This window comes from Lactobacillus sp. UBA5813, from assembly GCF_002417895.1.
Taxonomy (GTDB): Bacteria; Bacillota; Bacilli; order Lactobacillales; family Lactobacillaceae; genus Lactobacillus; species Lactobacillus amylolyticus.
The window spans coordinates 62,476-83,472 of the sequence record NZ_DICZ01000027.1; the positions used below are offsets into that span (position 1 = coordinate 62,476).

19 protein-coding genes and 3 pseudogenes are annotated in these 20,997 nt (G+C 37.2%); 7 read left to right on the forward strand and 15 right to left on the reverse strand.

What is annotated here, in order from left to right:
- Nucleotides 1-10: 10 nt before the first annotated feature.
- From B2008_RS05440 to B2008_RS05450, 3 genes and pseudogenes are all read right to left on the reverse strand, one after another.
- Nucleotides 11-976: pseudogene (locus B2008_RS05440) on the reverse strand (beta-ketoacyl-ACP synthase III).
- A 15-nt stretch (nt 977-991) separates the two neighbouring features.
- Nucleotides 992-1,429: a MarR family winged helix-turn-helix transcriptional regulator gene (locus B2008_RS05445; protein WP_281828345.1), complete on the reverse strand. Its 438-nt coding sequence runs from the start codon at nt 1,427-1,429 to the stop codon at nt 992-994.
- Nucleotides 1,430-1,494: 65 nt separating this feature from the next.
- Nucleotides 1,495-1,899 carry a beta-hydroxyacyl-ACP dehydratase gene (locus B2008_RS05450; RefSeq protein ID WP_281828346.1) on the reverse strand — a complete coding sequence of 135 codons (405 nt, stop codon included), beginning with the start codon at nt 1,897-1,899 and terminating at the stop codon, nt 1,495-1,497.
- 373 nt (nt 1,900-2,272) lie between these two features.
- On the opposite strand from B2008_RS05450, the gene B2008_RS05455 reads away from it, so the two are divergent.
- The 4 genes from B2008_RS05455 to B2008_RS05470 all read left to right on the forward strand — a co-directional run bounded on the left by B2008_RS05455 (nt 2,273) and on the right by B2008_RS05470 (nt 7,062).
- Nucleotides 2,273-3,358 (forward strand): BMP family lipoprotein, encoded by a 1,086-nt coding sequence (locus B2008_RS05455; protein ID WP_281828347.1) that lies wholly within the window; start codon nt 2,273-2,275, stop codon nt 3,356-3,358.
- Between the two features lie 77 nt (nt 3,359-3,435).
- Nucleotides 3,436-4,968: an ABC transporter ATP-binding protein gene (locus B2008_RS05460; RefSeq protein ID WP_281828348.1), complete on the forward strand. Its 1,533-nt coding sequence runs from the start codon at nt 3,436-3,438 to the stop codon at nt 4,966-4,968.
- Complete coding sequence (locus B2008_RS05465; protein WP_281828349.1) at nt 4,961-6,106, forward strand: ABC transporter permease; 1,146 nt, start codon at nt 4,961-4,963, stop codon at nt 6,104-6,106. Before B2008_RS05460 ends, B2008_RS05465 begins: the two co-directional genes overlap by 8 nt.
- A complete protein-coding gene (locus tag B2008_RS05470) occupies nt 6,106-7,062 on the forward strand; it encodes an ABC transporter permease (RefSeq protein WP_281828350.1) in 957 nt (318 codons plus the stop codon). The genes B2008_RS05465 and B2008_RS05470 overlap by 1 nt, the downstream gene beginning before the upstream one ends.
- A 50-nt stretch (nt 7,063-7,112) precedes the next feature.
- On the opposite strand, the pseudogene B2008_RS05475 reads toward B2008_RS05470, so the two are convergent.
- Nucleotides 7,113-7,916 (reverse strand): annotated as a pseudogene (locus B2008_RS05475) (MFS transporter); the annotation flags it as partial.
- Nucleotides 7,917-7,964: 48 nt separating this feature from the next.
- Between B2008_RS05475 and B2008_RS05480 the strand changes: the two are divergent.
- Nucleotides 7,965-8,264, forward strand: coding sequence for a hypothetical protein (locus B2008_RS05480; RefSeq protein WP_281828351.1), 300 nt, complete (start codon nt 7,965-7,967; stop codon nt 8,262-8,264).
- 12 nt (nt 8,265-8,276) lie between these two features.
- On the forward strand, nt 8,277-8,489 hold the full coding sequence (locus B2008_RS05485; RefSeq protein ID WP_281828352.1) for a TetR/AcrR family transcriptional regulator: 213 nt from the start codon (nt 8,277-8,279) through the stop codon (nt 8,487-8,489).
- 327 nt (nt 8,490-8,816) lie between these two features.
- Here the strand turns inward: B2008_RS05485 and B2008_RS05490 are convergent, their stop codons facing one another.
- The 11 genes and pseudogenes from B2008_RS05490 to treR form a co-directional block, all read right to left on the reverse strand.
- Entirely contained in the window at nt 8,817-9,080 is a 264-nt protein-coding gene (locus B2008_RS05490) for a hypothetical protein (RefSeq protein ID WP_281828353.1), read from the reverse strand.
- A gap of 73 nt (nt 9,081-9,153) precedes the next feature.
- Nucleotides 9,154-9,670, reverse strand: a pseudogene (locus B2008_RS05495) (GNAT family N-acetyltransferase).
- A 1-nt stretch (nt 9,671) separates the two neighbouring features.
- On the reverse strand, nt 9,672-10,436 hold the full coding sequence (locus B2008_RS05500) for an ABC transporter permease (protein WP_281828354.1): 765 nt from the start codon (nt 10,434-10,436) through the stop codon (nt 9,672-9,674).
- The gene (locus tag B2008_RS05505; protein WP_281828355.1) at nt 10,433-11,068 is read right to left on the reverse strand and encodes an ABC transporter ATP-binding protein; all 636 of its coding nucleotides are present in this window, start codon (nt 11,066-11,068) and stop codon (nt 10,433-10,435) included. Before B2008_RS05505 ends, B2008_RS05500 begins: the two co-directional genes overlap by 4 nt.
- Nucleotides 11,069-11,192: 124 nt before the next feature.
- A complete protein-coding gene (locus B2008_RS05510) occupies nt 11,193-11,744 on the reverse strand; it encodes a DNA-3-methyladenine glycosylase I (protein WP_281828356.1) in 552 nt (183 codons plus the stop codon).
- Between the two features lie 25 nt (nt 11,745-11,769).
- Entirely contained in the window at nt 11,770-12,522 is a 753-nt protein-coding gene (locus B2008_RS05515; RefSeq protein ID WP_281828357.1) for an MFS transporter, read from the reverse strand.
- 429 nt (nt 12,523-12,951) lie between these two features.
- Nucleotides 12,952-14,691 (reverse strand): 1-deoxy-D-xylulose-5-phosphate synthase, encoded by a 1,740-nt coding sequence (locus B2008_RS05520; protein ID WP_281828358.1) that lies wholly within the window; start codon nt 14,689-14,691, stop codon nt 12,952-12,954.
- Between the two features lie 105 nt (nt 14,692-14,796).
- Nucleotides 14,797-15,750, reverse strand: a complete 954-nt coding sequence (locus tag B2008_RS05525) for an aldo/keto reductase (protein ID WP_281828359.1) — start codon at nt 15,748-15,750, stop codon at nt 14,797-14,799.
- 114 nt (nt 15,751-15,864) lie between these two features.
- A complete protein-coding gene (locus B2008_RS05530; RefSeq protein WP_281828360.1) occupies nt 15,865-16,302 on the reverse strand; it encodes a winged helix-turn-helix transcriptional regulator in 438 nt (145 codons plus the stop codon).
- Between the two features lie 2 nt (nt 16,303-16,304).
- The gene (treC, locus tag B2008_RS05535) at nt 16,305-17,987 is read right to left on the reverse strand and encodes an alpha,alpha-phosphotrehalase (RefSeq protein WP_281828361.1); all 1,683 of its coding nucleotides are present in this window, start codon (nt 17,985-17,987) and stop codon (nt 16,305-16,307) included.
- 11 nt (nt 17,988-17,998) lie between these two features.
- Nucleotides 17,999-18,724 (reverse strand): trehalose operon repressor, encoded by a 726-nt coding sequence (treR, locus tag B2008_RS05540; protein ID WP_281828363.1) that lies wholly within the window; start codon nt 18,722-18,724, stop codon nt 17,999-18,001.
- Nucleotides 18,725-18,908: 184 nt separating this feature from the next.
- On the opposite strand from treR, the gene B2008_RS05545 reads away from it, so the two are divergent.
- Nucleotides 18,909-20,840 carry a glucose PTS transporter subunit IIA gene (locus tag B2008_RS05545; RefSeq protein WP_281828365.1) on the forward strand — a complete coding sequence of 644 codons (1,932 nt, stop codon included), beginning with the start codon at nt 18,909-18,911 and terminating at the stop codon, nt 20,838-20,840.
- Nucleotides 20,841-20,997: the final 157 nt, after the last annotated feature.

The window sequence follows — 20,997 nt, forward strand, 5'->3', positions numbered from 1 at the left end:
AACCTTCTTTTTAAAATCTAAATATCAACGTTGCAACGGTTAGGCCTCCGCCAAAACCGCTTAAAGCAACAACATCATTTTTCTTAATAATTTTCTTTTGAATACATTCTGCTAGCAAAATTGCTTCGCTAGCCGCTGTATTACCATATTCAGCAATATTAATTGGGAATTTTACAAGTGGCTGATGCAGTTTGCGTGCCACTTGTTCAATAATTCTCTTGTTAGCCTGATGCAGCAAAAAGTGATCAATCTCATCTAGATCAATTTTTGATTGAGCCGCAGCTTTAATGATCGAGCTGGGAACTTGATGTGTAGCAAAACGATAGACTTCACGTCCATCCATGGTAAGAGTCGAAAGCTGATGCTTGTTTTTCAAAAAGTCATGTTCAACTTCGCTATGCCCAGCAACAAGTTTGTCACCCAAATCGCCAAATGTTTCCAAATCCTGACCGAGTAAATGCTACTCAGAACTATGAGTCAGAAGCACTGCCCCTGCTCCATCGCCAAATAAAACAGCTGTGCTGCGATCATGCCAGTCAAGCAATTTTGACAATACCTCTGCCCCAATCACGATTGCATTTTGCCAGCCGTTAGCTAGCATCATGCTGCGTGCAACCGCAATTCCATATGAAAAACCGGAACAAGCAGTTGAGATATCAAAGGCAACTGCATTTTTTGCCCCTAATTTTCCTTGAACGATAGCTTCCGTGCTCGGCGTCATATTATCCGGTGACATTGTGGCTACAATAATCAAATTCAAATCTTCACCAGCAACATTCGCTTTTGCAAGAGTCTTTTCTGCGGCTTTCAATGCTAAATCAGATGTATTTTCTGTATTGCTGACATGTCTTCTTTTGATGCCGGTTCGCTTGCTAATCCATTCATCAGAAGTATCCATGAACTGCGTCAACTGATCATTGCTAATTATTTGATCAGGTACGGCATAACTAGCAGCTGTGAATTCAACATCTTCCACGTTTTTCAATCCAATCTAATGTGAATTGACGAATTTTTCTAAGTTTTTAAATGCGTGATAGATCGTTTGCAAATCATCATCATTCATGTTTTGCAAAAAGCTCTTCACCATCATGTTGTGATAAGCATGATAGGCACGACAAAGTACGCGACCTTTGTCTGTTAAAGCAAGACGAACTATTCGACGATCTTTTTTATCACGAATTCTCTCCGCATACCCTTTGCGTACTAATCGATCGACTGTTGAAGTTACTGTTGCTCGTGACAAATGGAGCTTTTCAGCCACTTGAGAAACAGTTAAATGATCATACATGGTAATTGCATCAATTGCATGCATTTCTTTAACCGTTAAATCCTTAAAGCGACTCTTTTTTAATTCTTCTTCTTCGATCCGGTTAATACCGTAATAAGTGTTGTAAAGTGCGTCATTAATTTCTTTATATAAGCGTTTCATAATCCAGTTCCTTTTAATTAGATATTCGAATATTTAGCTAAACTAAATTATAAAACAAAACTGGCTTATTTGACTGCTGCAAAGGTTAACTCGGCACTGCAAGCTAACTTATCTTTAAGATATGCTTCTGTCTTAAAACAAAATTCATCTTTATCTATTCGATTAATTTTAATTTCTAATTGATCTCCGGGTTTTACCATTTCTCTAAAACATGCTTTTTTAATTTGGCTTAACTTTAGATCCGGATGCTTATGTTTGAACATTACTTCGCAGGCCTGCTCCATTGTTTCAATAATTAGCACCCCTGGCATAACCGGATTTCCTGGAAAGTGTCCTTGAAAAAAGCTTTGACTCATAGTTACACTGGCAAGACCAGTTAATGAATCATCATCAATTTCCGCACTATCCAGAAGAGTTAACGGCGATTTACGCCCTGTTAGCCGTTTGATTTCTACGGCATTTAGTTCCAATGATTTCACCTCTTTTATTTCGCATTGCAAATAGTTTGAATATCTAACGATTTGCTGTACAAATTATATTACATAATTTTCAATTGCCAACAAGCTGCTGGTTCGTATAGAAAATGCTGAATCCTATTAAACTGTAAATGTAAGCTTTTAAAAAATAAAAATAAAATTTTTGACTACTATTTTGATAAATCGCTGTTGTCTGCAATCACGGCATAAAGTTTGTTTTTTAATTATTTTGTTTCTTCAGCCTAATGTATGTATTTTGAGTCCTTTTAGGAGATGAAATGTTTTTTTTTATTTAGTGTTGATTAATCACGTCCTTTTAATTAAAATAATATTTAAATTGTTCGTAATTATTATTTCTGGAGGGAAAATGAATTCTAAATTTAAGCGGATTCTGAAGTTTAGTGCCATTATTGGTGCTGTTGGCGTTGCATTGACTGCTTGTTCTGGTAAAAAACAAGGTGGGTCAGGAAATGCAAATTCTAAACATGGAATTGCTTTAATCACTGATGAAAATGGTGTTGATGACCACTCCTTTAACCAAGCTGCATGGTCTGGTTTTAAAGCATATGGTAAAGAACACAATTTGAAACAAGGAAAAGGTGGGTATCAATATTTCCAATCAAGCAATGCTTCTGATTATGCTCCTAACTTTAATGAAGCAGCCAATGCCGGATATCAAACTATTTTTGGTGTTGGTTACCAATTGCAGCAAGCTGTTCAAACTGCCGCAAAAAAGAATCCTAAGAAGAACTTCGTTATCGTCGATAGTGTAATTACAGGTCAAAAAAACGTTGCTTCTGCTACATTCAAGAGTAACGATGCCTCTTATTTAGGTGGTTTAGCTGCTGCATATACTACCAAGACGAATAAAGTTGGCTTTGTAGGTGGTGCCAAATCATCAATCATTGACTTATTTGAAGCCGGCTTTAAGAAAGGTGTCGAAGACGGTGCCAAGCAACTTCATAAGAAGATCACTGTTCAAACTCAATACATCGGCAACTTTACCTCAACTGATAAAGCAAAATCTATTGCTCAGTCAATGTACGCTAGTGGTTGTGACATTATTTATCACGCTGCTGGTAACGCCGGAGACGGTGTTTTCCAAGAAGCTAAAGATTACAACCAAACTCGTTCAGTCAACAAGAAAGTTTGGGTAATTGGTGTTGATGTTGACCAATCATCATTGGGTAAATACACCGCTAAAGGTGGCCAAAAGTCAAACTTTACTTTAACTTCCGTCTTAAAAGGCTTGAACGTTGCATGTAAGACTATTGCTAATGATGCTTATAAAGGCAAATTCCCAGGTGGCAAGCACTTAGTTTACGGTTTAAAGAACAACGGGGTTTCAATTACTCGCGGCAACTTAAGCTCCAAGACTTGGGCAGCTATCAAGAAGGCTCGTCAGCAAATTATCGACGGAAAGATTAAAGTTCCGACTACACCTGCAAAATAACTGGTTAGTTGTTAAAAAACTCTTCGTTGACCAATTGATCACGAAGAGTTTTTTGTTAGAAATGAAAAGATGATTTTATGAACAATAAAAAAATAATTGAAATGAAGTATATCGTTAAAGACTTTAATGGCTTTAAGGCTAATAACGATGTCAATCTCACCCTATATCAAGGAGAAATTTTGGCCCTTCTTGGAGAAAATGGTGCCGGAAAATCCACCTTAATGAACATCTTATCAGGCTTAATTCAACCTACTTCAGGAAAAATATTAATTAATGGAAAAGATGTCAATATTAAGAATGCCAGTGTTGCCAAAGAGCTTGGAATTGGAATGGTTCACCAACACTTCATGCTCGCCCATTCTTTTACTGTTCTTGAAAATATTATCTTGGGTCATGAAACTACTAACGGTCCAGTTCTCAACTTAAAAAAAGCTCGACAACAAGTCTTAGCTTTATCTAAGCGTTACGGTCTGGCGATAAATCCTGATGCTAAAGTTTCTGATATCACAGTTGCGCAGCAACAAAAGGTTGAAATTCTAAAAGTTCTCTACCGTGGTGCCAATATCTTGATTTTTGATGAACCCACCGCTGTTTTAACCCCACAAGAAATTACAGAATTTATTCAAATAATCAAGGGCCTGGCAAAAGAAGGAAAATCGATCATCCTCATAACCCATAAGCTTGAAGAAATAAAAGCATCCGCCGATCGAGTAACTGTAATTAGAGCAGGTAAAGATGTTGGTACTTTCGATGTTTCAGCAGTCAGTGACGAAAAACTAGCAGAATTAATGGTGGGCCACTACGTTGAAATGAAGCTGGTTAAACCAAAAAGCAAATTTGGCGATACCATTTTGAACGTTAATAATCTAAAAGTAAAAGAAAAAAGAGGCAATTTAGCCGTTAAGGGACTCTCCTTCCAAGTCAAAGCCGGAGAAATTCTAGGCGTAGCTGGGATTGATGGCAACGGTCAAGATGAACTGGTCGAGGCAATTACAGGATTGCGTCATGTCGAAAGTGGCAACATCCAAATCAAAGGAAAAGATATGACCAACCAAAAGACAAGAAAAATCACAGAACTTGGCGTATCAAGCATCCCTGCAGATCGGCAAAAATATGGTCTAATTTTACAACTATCATTAGCAGATAACTTAGTCCTGCAAAGCTACTACCACAAACCCTTCTCTAATCATGGCATTATTAATTTCCAAAAAATTTATGAACATGCACAAAGATTAATCAAAAAGTTCGATATAAGAACCAGTTCGGAAAATTTAGCCGCAGGAGAATTATCAGGTGGGAATCAACAGAAAGTAATCATTGCTCGTGAACTTGACCGCAACAGTGATTTAATTATCGCTTTCCAACCAACTCGCGGACTAGATGTTGGTGCAATCGAATATATTCATAAACAATTATTGGCTCAAAGAGCGGCCGGCAAAGCAATCTTGCTTATATCCTACGAATTAAACGAAATCATGCAGCTTTCAGATCGGATTTTAGTTTTACATAACGGGAAAAAATCCGGTGAAGTAAGTCCAGAAACAACAAATGAAACTGAATTAGGACTATTAATGACCGGAGTTAAGAAAGAAGGAAAAGATATTGATTAGCATCAATCCCAAATTTAAACGCTTGTTAGTACCGGTTATTTCTGTTATAGCTGGATTCCTGGTTGGAGCAATCATCATGCTTATTTGGAGCTACAACCCATTTGAGGCTTATGCTTCAATGTTTCAAAGTGCTCTTGGCAATATGAATGGTATTGGTGAAACCATCCGTGAAGCTACTCCCCTTATCTTCACTGCTATTGGTTTTTCAATCGCCTCAACCGCCGGCTTTTTCAACATCGGTTTACCAGGTCAAGCTCAAGCAGGTTGGCTTTCATCAATTTGGTTTGTTTTAGCTTTTCCTAATTTGCCAAAAATCATTCTGCTGCCTTCGGCAATTATCATTGGTGCATTTTTCGGTGCGGTTGTTGCTGGAATCAGCGGAATTCTAAGAGCATATTTTGGAACAAATGAAGTTATTACAACAATCATGCTTAACTATATCGTGCTTTATTCTTGCCAATATTTGATGCAGCAAGTAATGTCGAGCAAGCTTCGCATTGATACAGATACTACCAAAACAATTTCAGCTAACGGTAGTCTTCATATTAATTGGTTAAGTAATTTCTTCGGACAATCAAGAATTAATGGTGGTATCTTTCTCGCTTTTATTGCACTAATCATTTTCTGGTTTTTAATGAAGAAAACAACTACTGGTTTTGAAATTAAAGCCATTGGTTTAAATCCTTTTGCTTCACGCTATGCCGGAATGTCCGCCAAGAAAAATATCATTATATCCATGCTTTTATCCGGAGCATTTGCTGGAATTGGTGGTGTCGTTCAAGGATTAGGAACATTTCAGAATTACTTTACTCAAACCACAAGTTTGGACATTGGTTGGGACGGTCTTTCTGTTTCACTGCTTGGAGGTGGAACTGCTCTAGGCATTCTCATCGCTTCTTTGCTTTTCTCAATATTAAAAATAGGTGGTCTGGGAATGCAAACCGTAGCTGGTGTTCCTTCAGAAATTGTTTCAATCGTCATTGCTTCAATTATTTTCTTTATCGCTATCAAATATGTGATAGGTCTGCTGTTTAAAAACAAAACTGCTCTTCATCCCCTTAAACAAGGTGAAGAAATTGGGCCGAACAACGGTGTTGATGGTCCAAACATCAAAATACCGAGAAAGGAGCAAAACTAATGAGTTTAGTAAGTATGTTAGCCTTAATTATCTCATCAACTTTAGTTTATTCCTCACCTTTGATTTTTACTGCTCTTGGTGGTGTTTACAGTGAAAATTCTGGGATTGTTAACATCGGTCTGGAAGGCATTATGACGATGGGCGCTTTTGCCTCTGTTGTTTTCAATCTTACTTTTGCATCAACTTTCGGTAAAGCAACTCCATGGCTTGGTGCTCTGGTAGGTGGGATTGTCGGCCTAATTTTTTCACTTCTTCATGCCGTTGCCACGATTAATTTTCATGCTGATCACGTCATCAGTGGGACGGTTTTAAACTTGATGGCCCCACCTTTGGCAGTATTCTTAGTCAAAGCAATTTATGAAAAAGGACAAACTACTAACATCTCCGCAAATTTTGGCTACTATAGTTTCCCCGAATTAGCTAATATTCCGGTAATTGGATCGATCTTTTTTAAAAACACTTCAGCTCCAGCTTGGTTTGCTATTGTTCTTTCCATTTTATTATGGTGGATTCTCTACAAGACAAGATTTGGACTACGTTTACGTTCAGCGGGTGAAAACCCACAGGCAGCTGATACTTTAGGCGTTAATGTGTATGGCATGCGTTACACAGGTGTCTTAATTTCCGGATTTTTAGGCGGAATTGGCGGAGCCGTTTTCGCAGAAGCTATTTCCGGCAACTTCTCGGTTTCAACAATTGTTGGTCAAGGATTTATGGCACTAGCTGCCGTCATCTTTGGCAAATGGAATCCGATTGGGGCAATGCTTTCTTCATTATTCTTTGGCTTTGCACAAAGTTTAAGTATTATCGGCAACCAGCTTCCAGTCATTTCTAATATTCCTTCCGTTTATATGCAGATCGCACCTTACGTAATTACGATTGTCGTGCTTGTCATATTCTTAGGAAAATCCGTTGCTCCTGCAGCCGATGGTATTAACTATATTAAAAATAAATAGCAAAAAAGATGCCTGGACCATCGCCGGACATCTTTTCTTTTTTATAAAAATTAGTCATTGTATTTGCCATCGTCTTTTACAAACAAAGCAACAATAAAACCAATTGCTGCCAAGGCAAAAGTGAAATACATTCCGTAGTGAACGCCATTTGTAAACTTAAATGCAGCAGACCCGTTTACGGCATTTCGTCCGATCGTTAAGAAGCTAGTAGCTAAAGCTGTTGCCAAAGCACCTACAATCTGTTGCATGGTATTCAAGATTGCTGATCCATCGGCAGATTCCAGCCCTTTCAATGAATTCAAAGCTGAAGTTTGTAATGGAGACATTGCTAGTGGTGCCCCGATCATCAGAATAATATGAGCAGCAATGACATATGCAATTGAAGAATGAGTTGTCACTAGTGCTAGCATTAATGCCCCAACAAGAGCAATCAAAAAGCCAATTCTAGCAGGCCACTTTGCACCAAAATTATCATACATTCTTCCGGCGATTGCTGAAACAATAGCATTAACCAATCCACCTAGCAACATGATAATTCCTGCTGAAGTAACAGCAGCCAGCAAACCATTTTGCAAGTATTGTGGCAACAGGTACATTGCTGACAAAATAATGCCAAAGGCGATCATGACAAGGATCGCACCCAAGGTGAAATTGCGGTGCTTAAAGACCTTCATATTCAAAACCGGTACCTTAAGCTTCAGCTGTCTTCTGACATAGAAGATCAAGGCGATTATGCCGATAATCAAACAAGCCAAAACTGGCAAAGAAAGCCAACCCATATGACTAGCAAAGCTTGCACCAGAAATTAATCCAGAAAAAGCAATAATAGAAAGTACGATTGAAATGAAATCAATCGTGAGCAAAAAATCGATGATCAAGTTAAGGAAATTAGAAGCGTGATCATGAATGATGTGTTGCAATTTGCCATTTATCATTGCGAGAGTACGCGGATTTTGCTTTCCGCTAATGGTGATCTTGCCTTATGGGAAAGAATCAAGCAGGTTGTTGAAGAGAAATTCAAAGACAGCTTTGAAATTATTTTTGAAGGCAATTTTGTTGTTAATAATTACATTCAGCTTCAATTGAATTCTTATGTTGACAGCAAGTTGGTCTTCATTCTTAACTGGCTTGATTTTACCGATACGATTTCTGTTAAAGAAGCAAAAAAACTACTAAACTCAACTTTTAGCATCAAGTTATAGTGAGGCATTCTAATGGACGTCAGAAGTGTTGTAACCAAGAATAAAATTAAAATGGCTTTGCTTAACTGCATTAAAGAAAAACCATTAGCAAATATTTTAAACAAAGATATTATTGCGAAATCAGAAGTTAGCGCCAGAACTTTTTATCATTATTATTCAGATAAAGACGAAGTTCTTAACGAAATAGAAAATGAAATTCTAGCAGGCTTGAAAAAAGGCAAATGATCAAGATTATCAAAATGTAACCCAAGTTTCAAGCCCACTAACCAATGAGACAAATGTCGCATTAGCCCAAAAAGAATTTAAATATCTAATCGATTATTGTGACACGGTTAAGAAAGAAGGTACGATTCTCCTTTCTTCAAATGGCGACATTAATTTTACCAATAAAATCCGCGAATTATCAGTTAAAGAAACCAAAAGATATCAAGTTCGTGAAATTCTCGGATTGGTGCGAGTGAAGTCGCCGGTACAATTATTATTGCTGCTCAAAAAGTAAAAAAAGAGAGTGATCAAAAATCACTCTCTTTTCTTTTATTATTAGTTTATCAATTATGCAGCTTTAACAACATGTTTAGCATGATGGTTGTTCATGATTGCCCAGCTATTAAAAAAGGCCATCCCAAAACCGATGACCATCATTACACTAACAATAATTAGTGCAAGTGTTGGGCCTGCGGTAGCAAGTCTTTGACCAGCGTCAAAATTGCTTGCTTCATTCATTTGAATAATTAATCCTGAAAACAACATGGCTAAACCGGTTAAAGTTAATAAGCCATTGATAATCATTTTCATTTTGGTGTTAATAAACTTCATTTGTAACCATGTCCTTTCTAATATTTTAACTAAACAGTATACACTCTTGAGACGTAGATTCAAATAAAAAACACTATAAATTTAATTCATATGCCAAACGATCCGGATCTACTTCATCATTGCATTGAATAATGCCCCGATATTTAAAACCATTATGCTCGGCCAATGTTTGCATCGGAATATTTAAGCGATGAGTATCAACACGTAAATTTCTAATTCCGCGGCTAAGTTCAAGCAAAACAATATTTGAAATAAAAATCTTCGCTAAACCTTGCCCTTGATAATTAGAAGAAAAGCAAATACGGTGAGTGGTTGCGTACGGATCACGTTCATTATGCCAAGAACCATCTATTTTTTGGTAAGTTGGTTCAATGCCTTCGATGACTGCCGCATAACCTGCAATTTGATTGCCAACTACGAAAACATATCCATTTTTATTAGCAATATCTTCTTCTATCACCTTTTGATTTGGATAACCATTTTGCCACTGAGTTGAACCTGATTGTTTTAAAAAGGCTATCGCATCGTCAATACTTAACATAATATTTGATATATCATTTTTTTGTTGCTAATCGCGTATATTTCTGCATTTTAATCCAACTCCAACTGTTTTCTTTCATTAAAGTAATTCCGATATGCTAAATAACCAGCAATTACCGCACCTAAACTTGTCGCTGATAAAAGCATAAAGGTAATCATAATTTGATACTTGATCGCGTAAACTGGGTTAACACCAGCAAAAATTAATCCTGACATCATCCCAGGCAAGTTGACTAATCCAACGGTTTTGGCTGAATCAATCGTCGGCTGCATTGCTGTTTTGATACTTCTTCTTAAAATAGGCAAGCATGCCGTTTTAATATCACTGCCTAATGCCAGTCTTTCAAGAATTTGTTGTTGCAAATCATGGAAACTGTCGTTTAAAGCCTTATAACAAAGACCAACCGCTACCATTTCATTTCCCGCAATCATACCGGTAATTGGAATGACTTGCATTGGCGTCGGTTTGATAGTTCCAGATAGCACCAAAATTCCTAATGTTATATAAGTCCCAACCAAAATTGCGATAACTGAATTCCACATTTTGCGCTTTGAATTTGGATCACGCTGATTGGCATTCCACGAAGCATTGAAGATGATCACTATGGTAGAAACAATTGTTAAAATCAGATTGTTGGCATGCAGGATAAATTTCAAAATATAACCAACAATTGCCAACTGAATAATTGCTCTTACAACACTAATTAAGATGTCCTTAGTTAAGCCTAACTTTTCTTTGGCACTAATAGCGATTGAAACAAGAACTAAGGCGAATGCTAAAAGAAGCGACCAATTGCTAACAGCTAATGATTTCATGCTAAGGTACCCTCTTTCGTCATCTTCATCAATTTGCTTGCAGAATGCAGCTCCTCTTGATCGTGCGTTACCTGCAAAATCGTCGTTCCTTTTTCATGACAATCATTAATTAAATGGTGAACGATTTCTTTGCTTTGATCATCTAAACCCGTTGTAACTTCATCTAGCAAAAGGATTTTTGGCATAAACAATAGATTACGAATAAGTGCCAGTCTTTGCTTTTCACCACCAGATAACTCTTCTTTTTTCTTGTCCAAATATGAATGATCAAGATCAACCAACCTCAGCAATTGGTCAATTCTTGTCATATCCATATTTTGTTTACGGATTTCAAAAGGAAAAGAGAGATTATCATTGACTGTTTTTCCAAAAAGAAGAGGCTGCTGAAAGCAATATGAAACTTTTCTGCGATACTGAATTGGATCAATTTCGGCGATATCCCGATCTTGATAAAAAATCGTACCTGTCGTGGGGGAAATCAGGGATGCAACTAATTTCAAAATCGTGCTTTTACCGCAACCTGATGGGCCTGTGAGCGTTAAAAAATCGTGTTTCTTCAAAGAAAAAGAAATATTATGAAGAATTTTCTTCTTTTTAACTCGGTAAGATATATGGTCTAGTTTTAATAGCATTTTTTGTCTTCTATCTAACGATTACAATATTACCAGTTAAATTATAAACACCTTGAGTATACTCTAGCCAATATTTAATGAAATAAAGTAAAACAGTAGGTTAAAATAATTACCGCTTTATACTTTATCTAAAATCACAAGCCTCAATATGATCATTAATCAATCCAACTGCTTGTAAGAAGGAATAAACAGTTGTTGGTCCAACGAACTTAAAGCCAGCTTTTTTCATCGTTTTTGAAATTTGAGTTGATAATTCATCTTTGGCGGGCATATCACTTTCAGCCTTAAAATGATGATCAATTGGCTTAGGAATAAATTCAGTTAAAAAAGCGGCAAAATTTTTACCTTCATGATACCATTTAACAAGAACTTGTGCATTGTTAATCGCCGCATTAATCTTCAGCCTATTGCGGATAATTCCTGCATCCTGCATCAATCTTTGAAAATCATCATCATTAAATTGGACCACTTTATTTACATCAAATTCCGCAAAATCTTTTCTAAAATTTTCCCGCTTGTGCAGAATCGTCGACCACGATAATCCTGACTGAAAACTTTCTAAGACCAGCATCTCATATAAATATTTTTCATTTAGGTTGAGCTTCCCCCATTCCTGATCGTGATAGTTACGATACAGCAAATCATCAGTATTACCCCAAGAGCAGCGTTTTACCATTTATTTTCTCCTTTATTTTGATGATTTAATTATAAGACAAAAAGCAGGCATTCTCTCGAATGTCTGCTTCATTTAATTTTTCTTCGTTAATCAAATACAAAATAATAATGAATGGAATTAAAACCAACATAATGGGATAAAACCAGCTTAATGGTAAGTAGTCGGCAATAAGGCCGCCAATAATTGGCCCTATCGACATGCCAATATCCAAAACTAAATAGAAAGTTGAGTTAGCCAAGCCCTGTTCACTCATTGGCGCCAGCATTAATGATGTAGATTGTGCAATTGAAAACATGATTCCATACCCTAAAGCCATACCGGCGGCAGCCAATCCCATCAGCCAATTATTGTCCATAATTTCCAGTAAAATGAGATAAATAATTGTTGCTAAACTACAGATCCATAACCATCTGCCAAAAGGAACCGTATCAAAAAGACTTTTAAGAGAAATTCTAATAATGAACAAGACAATCGCATAAATTAAGAAGTAAGAACCGACGGAAATATGCAAATGTCTTTCTGCTACATACGAAACGATATCTGCTTGAGTAGCAAAGTAAGGAATTGACATTAAACAAATAATTGCAGCTACCGGCAAAGCATCTTTTTGAATAATCTTAAAGGAATGCTTGTTATTCTTTCCGTTAACAACGGGTTTGGCGCGATTGCCAATAAATTGAATTAAAATTATCATCAGCAAATTGGCAGTGGCTGATAAGCACAAGGTCATTCGATAGCCAATTATCTGATAGACGTTAATAGAAACAAATGGAGCCAAGTAGCCATGCAGACAGTACACAAGACAAAAGCAGTACCATTAATTAAACGAAATAGCAGCAATAAGTTGGGATTTGGAGAAAAAACATAACCTAAAATACCTATTAAACTTAAACTCCGCCAATAAAAGTTAAGTTATATTTAGAAATTCGATCAGTTAAATTACCCGCAACCGTGTCGGCGTTTACTGTTGGTCACCCAAACTTGCGAAACTTAATGCTACAACAACGCTGGAAACAATCTTAACTAACTTTCTCATTTTAAATACCTCTATATCTATAATCATCTAATTCAATTTATCTATTGGGATCCTATCCCTCTTGACGCTTTCATTATATAACTTAAGTTATTTTATACAAGGGTATTTTTGAAAAAGTTTTATTAGATACAAAAAATCCCTGACAATACCTGTCAGGGATCTTGTAATTATTTAGAGAACATTCTTGATATCTTCTACAATTTGATCAACTGTTAAATGATTATCTTTATAGATTTGTTCGAGTGGAATTTGATCAGTATAAACGCGTTTTTGTCCAAAGTTTAATACCTTGGTCTTAGCTCCCAGGTAACTAGCAACTTTTTCACCAAAACCACCATCAAGAGAATTATCTTCCAAAGTTACGATAACCTCATGATCAGCGGCTAATTGATCCAAAGTGTTCTTATCTAAAATATTGGCGGAAACAGGATTTACTAAGGTAGCACCAAGCTTGTCGGCAACTTTTTCACCTAAACTATAGAAATCACCCAAAGCAAGAATTGCAACATCTTTGCCTTTCTTAACTTGGTATTTAATTTCATCACAATTTGCTTCAACTTGTTTGCCTTCAGGCACTGCTTTTGTCGGCATTTTAATTGCAACCGGATGCTTGCGCTGCTTAATTGCCCATTCCATCATAGCCTTTTCTTCATTTAAAGTTGTTGGGGCTAAATAAATCCAGTTTGGCAAATTGGAAATCATGACTTGATCGAAGATTCCTAAGTGGGTCTTGGAAGTACCAGAAATTCCACCGCCGGCAACCATCATGACAACAGGCAAATCGTTGGCAGCAACATCGTGTGATAATTGGTCAAACGCACGTTGTAAGAAGGTTGAGTTCTCAAATAAAACAGGGATTGCTCCTTCTTTAGCAGCACCAGCAGCAAAGCCAACAGACTCTTGTTCCGCAATTCCAACATCAGTGTAGTGATCAGGATATTCGTTTTTGATCTTATCAAGGCCAAAAACACCTGAAATAGCGGCATCGATGGCCATAATATTTTCACCACTATTAATATGTTTAATTACTTCGTCAAGGGCAACTGAATTTGCAGTTGGTCCTTCTGGCGCAGGACTTATTGGTTTATCAGTTTTCAAGTCAAATGGCATTACCCAGTGGTGCGCTTCTTCGTTATCGATTGCAGGTTGATAGCCCTTACCCTTCAAGGTATTAATATGAAGCAAAATTGGATGATCAACATCTTTAACAGCTTTGAAAGCATCAATCATATCCTTGATATTGTTGCCATCTGCGACATAGCGGTAGTCAAAACCCATTGCAGTGAACGGATTTTCTTTGGTTTCACCATTAGAATCGCGCAATTTCTTTAAAGCGGTAACCAAACCACCAACGTTTTCATCAATGGACATTTGGTTGTCATTAACCACAACGACAAGATTGTGTTTTTCAATGGCGGCGTTGTTCAAGCCTTCGTATGCCATACCACCTGTCATTGAGCCATCACCGATTAATGCCATAATATTTTCATGCTTGCCCATTAAATCGCGCGCTTTTGCCATTCCTGTAGCAAGCGAAATTGAAGTTGAAGTATGACCAACAGCATAGTAATCATATGGGCTTTCGTCAGGATTGCTGTATGGTGTTACATCTTGATAATGATCAGGATCAAGCCAAGCAAGGGCCCTGCCTGTCAACATCTTGTGCGGATAAGTTTGGTGAGAAACATCCCAAACGATCTTATCTTTTGGTGCGTCGAAGACGTAATGATAAGCAATGGTAGCTTCAACAATTCCCAAGTCTGGTCCAAGGTGTCCACCTTCAGCAGCATCTTTTTCAAGAATCAAAGTTCGAATTTCTTTGGCCAGTTGATTCATTTGATCAAGATTTAACTTTTTCAAATCTTTTGGACCATTGATTTTGTTTAATAAAAAGTCTGGATGTTGATTCATAAATAGCCCCTTTCAACTATTTTTCTTTTCAGTTACTTATTTTAAATCAGAAAGATTTGAAGAGAAAATATTTAGATTATAGGCAAGACCATAACTTTTAGTTATTTATGGCAATTTATGTCCTGCAGCCATGTATAAGTCATACCATTCTTGACGAGTCAGTTTGATATCAGCACCCTTTGCGGAATCCGCAATATGTGCAGGTGTCATTGTTCCCATGATCATTTGTACTTGACCAGGCCATGCCAAAATCCAAGCGGCAGCAATTGCATTTTTGCCTACTTGATATTTATTAGCTAAGTTTTCTAATTCATCATTTAATTCTGGGAATTTAGGGTTATTAATGAAGGTGCCTTCGAATTGACCATATTGGAATGGTGACCAAGCTTGCAGAGTAACATGCTTTCTTCTTAAGAATTCCATCAAGCCTTGGGCATGGTTTGCATCAACTGTTCCTGTCACATTGGTATTAAAACCAGTATCAATCATCCCTGTGTGCATCAATCCAAATTGCAATTGGTCAAACATTAAAGGTTGACTCACAACATCTTGCATCATCTTGAATTGTTCAACATTGAAGTTAGAAACACCGAAGAATCTTACTTTACCCTCTGCTTGCAAAATATCAAATGCTTCTTTGACTCCTTCCAAATCCATCAAAAAATCAGGACGGTGAAGAAGCAGTGAGTCAAGGTAATCTATATCCATTCTATCCAAGACGCCATCAACAGCATTCAAAATATAGTCTTTAGTAAACTCATATCTGCCACCAAAAACTCTTGAGTCATGGCTTCTTTCTGGACTTACAACAATTCCAACCTTTGATTGGATAAAAAGATGTTCGCGCTTAACCTTGCTTAATTTCAATGCTTGACCAAAAATCTCTTCCGACTTGCCTTGGCCATAAATGTCAGCAGAATCGATAAAATTAATGCCATTTTCGTAAGCAGTATCAATAGCTGCGGCAGCTTCTTCTGGGGTTTTATCACACATCCGCATGATACCCAAACCCATAGCAGAAATATTTAAAGTAGTTTTCCCTAATTTTGTTTCTTTCATAATAAAAGCCTTTCATAATATACTTGTTATTCTTTACACTTCAAATAATACAAGTATTATGAAAGGCTGTGAAGACGGCACTTTTTTGTTCCCAGGGAACATGTGAGTACCCTCTTATTCTTTTTTCCAGTCACCTAAATTATCATCATCAAACCAGTTTTGCAATTTCTGCAAACGCATTTTCTTTACTTCTCTCGCCCTTTCGGTTGGAGGACAAGTGGCATGTTTAATTTCATAGCCATCTTGGTTGAGATAACCCCAGGCACACATGATATCAAGCAGCGGGAAAAGCGTCTTACCATGCTCTGTCACGCTGTATTCCGTTTGCACGGGAACCGTTGGGATAACTTTGCGAGAAATAATTCCATCATTTTCCAGCTCTCTTAATTGAGCAGTCAGAGTCTTCTTAGGTGCACCATCTAGATAACGTAAAATTTCACTGTAGTGCTTGGTACCCTCTGTTTCTAAATAATGCAAAATTAGAGGCTTCCACTTGCCACCAATCACATCCAGGGTAACTCGAATTTCACTTAGTACTTCTTTTTTTGACATATCTATTTCTTTCGTAAATCAGGCTTAATCTTGATTGCCAAAGCCTCATAAGGTCTTAAGCTAATCTTTTCACCTAAAACCTCACCATTTTGATCATAATTGCTCAGCAATACCTGATAATCTTTTCTTTGATATTCTTTTGGAAACTCTGCTTCATGATCCTTGCCATAGAAATTAGTGAACACGAGCAATTTTTCATCGCTATTATCTAAGTATCTTTCATAGGCAAAAATTTGTGGGTCATCCTTCAAGAACATCTTGATATGACCATCAGAAATTAATTTTTCACCTTTACGTAATTTGATCAATTTTTGATAGTAATTAAAGATTTCGCCATGATCAAGTTCATCCTTAACGTTGATTCGGTCTTGATCCATTGGCATCAGCCAAGGCTTAACCGGACTAAAACCAGCATATTTGCTATTATCCCAATGCATCGGCACACGTGAATTATCCCTGGCCTTAGTTTTCACAATTTCAAAGGCCTCTTCATCGCTCAAACCTTTGTCTTTTAATTCCTTAAAGGCATTCTTGGCTTCAACATCAACATAATCATCCATTGATGAATAATCTGGATCAATCATGCCTAATTCTTCACCCATGTAAATATAAGGAGTGCCACGCATAAAGTGGGTTGCAGTTGCCAGCATTTCTGCAGATTTTTCACGATATTTGCCTGTATCGCCAAAACGAGTTAAAGCCCATGGTTGGTCATGGTTATTCCAAAACAGCGCATTCCAGCCGCCACCTTGATCCATCTTCTCTTGCCAATCGGTAAACAACTGCTTCAATTTCATGAAATCGAATGGCATTTTTGACCATTTTTCACCATTTTTATAGTCAACTTTCAAGTGATGGAAAGTGAAGACCATAGATAATTCATGCTCACTAGGTTTGGAGTATTCAATTGAATTTGGAATAGTGGTTGAGGACATTTCGCCTACAGTTACGTTATCAGGATCTTGACCGAAGCTTGCAGCATTCATCTCTTTTAGATACTTATGAACTACGGGCGTATCAGTATAAAGCTTCTTTTCTTCAATTGGATCCGTTGAGTCAACTAGTTTTTCTGCTTTACCAATAACATTGATAACGTCAAATCTAAAGCCTTGCACGCCTTTTGACCGCCAAAAATTGACAACTTTAAACAGTTCTTTTCTAACTTCTGGATTATGCCAATCAAGATCAGCTTGTGATGGATCATAAAGATGCAAATAGTAGTAATCAGTATCGCCAAATTTTGCCCAAGCAGGTCCACCAAATTTGCTCTGCCAGTTATTAGGAAGACTGCCATCAGCCTTTCCTTTTCTCAAATAGAAGAACTTACGGTATTTTTCATCACCAGCCAAGGCTTTTTGAAACCATTCATTATCAGTAGAACAATGATTAAGCACCATATCAAGCATCACGCCAATATGGATTTCCTTGAGTTTTTTGACCAGTTTTTCAAAATCCTCCATCGTTCCAAATCTAGGATCGATTTCATAATAGTTGGCAATATCATAACCGTTATCTCTTTGTGGCGACACAAAAAATGGGTTGAACCAAATCATATCCACATTGAGTTTCTTGATATAATCAATTTTTGAAATAATTCCTGGAATATCGCCAATACCGTCACCATTAGAATCATAGAATGACTTGGTATAAATTTGATAGATTACTTTCTTATTTAAATCTGTCATCTTTTTTCTCCTTATAGCTTAATTTTTTGTCTTCGAGCAAAATCTACAAATTTAAATTTCTGAGGATTATGGAAAGATAATGTCAACTGAAATAGCGTGGTATCCCCCAAGAAGTTGTGACTAGCAATTAAAACAGCCAAACGATCTTCCAAACACAATTTCTTTTGCATTTCATGATCAATTTTTTCAACAGTAATCACCTTTCTCGCATAAGAGATATCCAACTTCAATTTATTCTCAATATAATCATAAATTGAATTCTCCGCAGCTTCTCTTGGCAAATCTTCAATTGGTGGGTTGAATAAATAGTCGCAATCAAGAACAACTGGCTGATCATCAATTAAACGCAGTCTTTCGAGATAAATTCCCGCTTGCTTTTTTTGTTCAGGAAATTTTTTCTTAAACAAGGCAGGCAAATCATGCATTTTTTTCAAAGTTAAGACTTGCGTTTCTGCATGCATGCCCAGCGACTTATTTAATTCTTGAAAGCTTGTGATTCCAGAAATTGGGAAGGAATAACGATCAATATTTAAAACGATTGATCCCCTTCCCCTTATTTTTTGGATTATACCTACTGAATCTAATTGCTGCAATGCTTTGCGCACCGTTTCCCGCGAACTGCCATATAAGGTTGTCAGATCATTTTCGCTTGGCAAAAAGTCACCGGCTTTAAATTGTCCGTGCTGAATCTTAGATGCAATATCTTGCGCAATCAAATCGGATTTTGATTTAGCCATTTCAATCTTTCCTTTCTCAAATCATTTTAAATATATCATCGTTGTCTAGACAAGTAAAGATAATATTTAAATGCTATAGATATGCTTATGTAATCTCTTTCAAAAAATATGTTGACAACTTGTATAGACAAGTTTATTATAATTGGTGAATTGAATGTAAACGCTTTAGAGGAGAAAAAAAGCTATGAAAAAGAATAACGAAACTGCAATTCTTGCTCCTGCAAACGGTAAAGTTATTGCTTTGAGCAAGACTAGTGATCCAATTTTTAGTAAAGGAACAATGGGACAAGGTTTTGGCCTTACCCCATCAGATGGTGAAGTTGTGGCACCAGTTAGTGGTAAGATTTCCATGATTGCGGAAACCAAGCACTCAATTGGAATTACTACTAATGACGGACTTGAAGTATTAGTTCACATGGGTGTTGATACTGTTGGACTTAAAGGCGAACCATTTGAAATTTTGATTAAAGATGGGGCTAGCGTTGAAGCTGGTCAAGATATTGCCACAATGGATCTTGATTTTATTAAAGGTAAGAATTTAGATACCACCATCATGGTATTAATTACCAACTCTAATGATAAAATCGACGGTTTAGACGTTGAAGAAGGTCCGACAAAAACCGGTGATATCGTCGCTCACGCTTACTTGAAAGAAGCCGGCGAAGATACTTCAGACAAAAAGCTTTCTTATGATGAGCTGGCAAGCTTTATCATCAAAAATGTTGGTGGCAAAGACAACATCAACAATTTAATTCACTGTATTACCCGTCTGCGTTTCTACTTAAAAGATGAAAGCAAGGCCAATGATGATGTCCTCAAGAATCAACGCGGAATTTTGGATGTCATGCATGCTGGTGGTCAATATCAAGTTGTTATTGGAAATGAAGTTACCAATGTCTTCGATGCCGTCATGAAACAGTTGCCAGGACTAAGCGATAACCCTGCTCCAACAACTAATGAAAATGACAATCGCAACCCTGTTTCAAAAGCATTCGGCAATTTGATTGGTTTCATTACTGGTTCAATGAGTCCAGTAATTGGGGTAATTGCTGCTTCAGGTATTATCAAGGGATTGTTGGCATTATTAACATTGCCACAACTTGGTTCTTTGCTTAACGTTAAAAGCCCGGTTTATATTACTGTTAGTGCAATGGCTGATTCGGCATTCTTCTTCCTGCCAGTGATTGTTGGTTTCTCCGCTGCTAAAAGATTAAACAGTGATCCAATTATCGCTGCTGTCATTGGTGGTTTCCTTACCTATCCGCAAATGGTTACCTGGGGAGCCGAATTTAAGACCATGTTCAGCTTGGGTTCTTGGAATTTCCAATTCCTGAAATATAGTTACTCAATTTTCCCAATGATTTTAGCTGCATGGCTTGCTGCTAAATGCGAAGATTGGCTTAAAAGGATATTGCCTGCATACTTGCAAATGATTTTCGTACCATTAATTACTATTCTTGTTGTTTCAACCATCACTTTAGTAATCACAGGACCAGTTATTCAAGGTGCAGCCAACGGAATCGCTGTCTTCATTAATTGGTTGGTATCTGCTTCAGGCTGGATCGGTGGCTTGGTAATCGGTGCCTTCTATCAAATATTAGTTATCTTCGGTCTTCACTGGGGTGTCGTACCTTTGGTTGCTCAACAAATTGCAGGTACTGGTCAAAGTGCATTAAACGCTATTATTTGCTCAACTATGATCGCTCAAGGTGCTGCTGTTTTGGCAGTTGCCATTAAATCTAAGAAGGCTGATATGAAAGAATTAGGTATTGCCGCAGCTATTTCAGCATTCTGCGGTGTTACTGAACCAGCTATTTATGGTATCAACTTAAGATACAAGAAAGTCTTCGCTTCAGGCTGTATTGGTTCAGCATTTGGTGGTCTTGTAACTGGATTGATGCATGGAACAATGTTTGGCTTCACTGGCGGTTTGATTGGTTTCTCAAGTTTCTTTGATCCTAAGAATCCAACTAATTTAAATAGCTTCTACGCTTTCTTAATTGCCAGTGCCGTATCAATCGTCGTTGCCTTTATCGTAACTTGGGTATGGGGTTACAACGACAACATGACGATGGGCAAGAAAGTTGAAAAGAAGAAGCGCCCAGGTACCAAGTAAAAAATAATTTCTAATATAAAAGTGCCAGTAGATTAATTTCTTGAAGTTCACCCCCAGAGTTGGACGAAAATCAAATCTGGGGGTGTTACTATGGTCAAATATTCAGTTGAAACAAAATTAAAAGCAGTTAGTTTACATCAAAATGGAATTGGGACAA

Excerpts from the sequence above, each read along its gene's own strand:
- B2008_RS05445 (WP_281828345.1), bottom strand. The coding sequence starts at position 1,429 with ATGAAACGCTTATATAAAGAAATTAATGACGCACTTTACAACACTTAT.
- B2008_RS05455 (WP_281828347.1), top strand. The coding sequence starts at position 2,273 with ATGAATTCTAAATTTAAGCGGATTCTGAAGTTTAGTGCCATTATTGGT.
- B2008_RS05460 (WP_281828348.1), top strand. The coding sequence starts at position 3,436 with ATGAACAATAAAAAAATAATTGAAATGAAGTATATCGTTAAAGACTTT.
- B2008_RS05470 (WP_281828350.1), top strand. The coding sequence starts at position 6,106 with ATGAGTTTAGTAAGTATGTTAGCCTTAATTATCTCATCAACTTTAGTT.
- B2008_RS05480 (WP_281828351.1), top strand. The coding sequence starts at position 7,965 with ATGAATGATGTGTTGCAATTTGCCATTTATCATTGCGAGAGTACGCGG.
- B2008_RS05485 (WP_281828352.1), top strand. The coding sequence starts at position 8,277 with ATGGACGTCAGAAGTGTTGTAACCAAGAATAAAATTAAAATGGCTTTG.
- B2008_RS05490 (WP_281828353.1), bottom strand. The coding sequence starts at position 9,080 with ATGAAGTTTATTAACACCAAAATGAAAATGATTATCAATGGCTTATTA.
- B2008_RS05500 (WP_281828354.1), bottom strand. The coding sequence starts at position 10,436 with ATGAAATCATTAGCTGTTAGCAATTGGTCGCTTCTTTTAGCATTCGCC.
- B2008_RS05505 (WP_281828355.1), bottom strand. The coding sequence starts at position 11,068 with ATGCTATTAAAACTAGACCATATATCTTACCGAGTTAAAAAGAAGAAA.
- B2008_RS05510 (WP_281828356.1), bottom strand. The coding sequence starts at position 11,744 with ATGGTAAAACGCTGCTCTTGGGGTAATACTGATGATTTGCTGTATCGT.
- B2008_RS05520 (WP_281828358.1), bottom strand. The coding sequence starts at position 14,691 with ATGAATCAACATCCAGACTTTTTATTAAACAAAATCAATGGTCCAAAA.
- B2008_RS05525 (WP_281828359.1), bottom strand. The coding sequence starts at position 15,750 with ATGAAAGAAACAAAATTAGGGAAAACTACTTTAAATATTTCTGCTATG.
- B2008_RS05530 (WP_281828360.1), bottom strand. The coding sequence starts at position 16,302 with ATGTCAAAAAAAGAAGTACTAAGTGAAATTCGAGTTACCCTGGATGTG.
- treC (WP_281828361.1), bottom strand. The coding sequence starts at position 17,987 with ATGACAGATTTAAATAAGAAAGTAATCTATCAAATTTATACCAAGTCA.
- treR (WP_281828363.1), bottom strand. The coding sequence starts at position 18,724 with ATGGCTAAATCAAAATCCGATTTGATTGCGCAAGATATTGCATCTAAG.
- B2008_RS05545 (WP_281828365.1), top strand. The coding sequence starts at position 18,909 with ATGAAAAAGAATAACGAAACTGCAATTCTTGCTCCTGCAAACGGTAAA.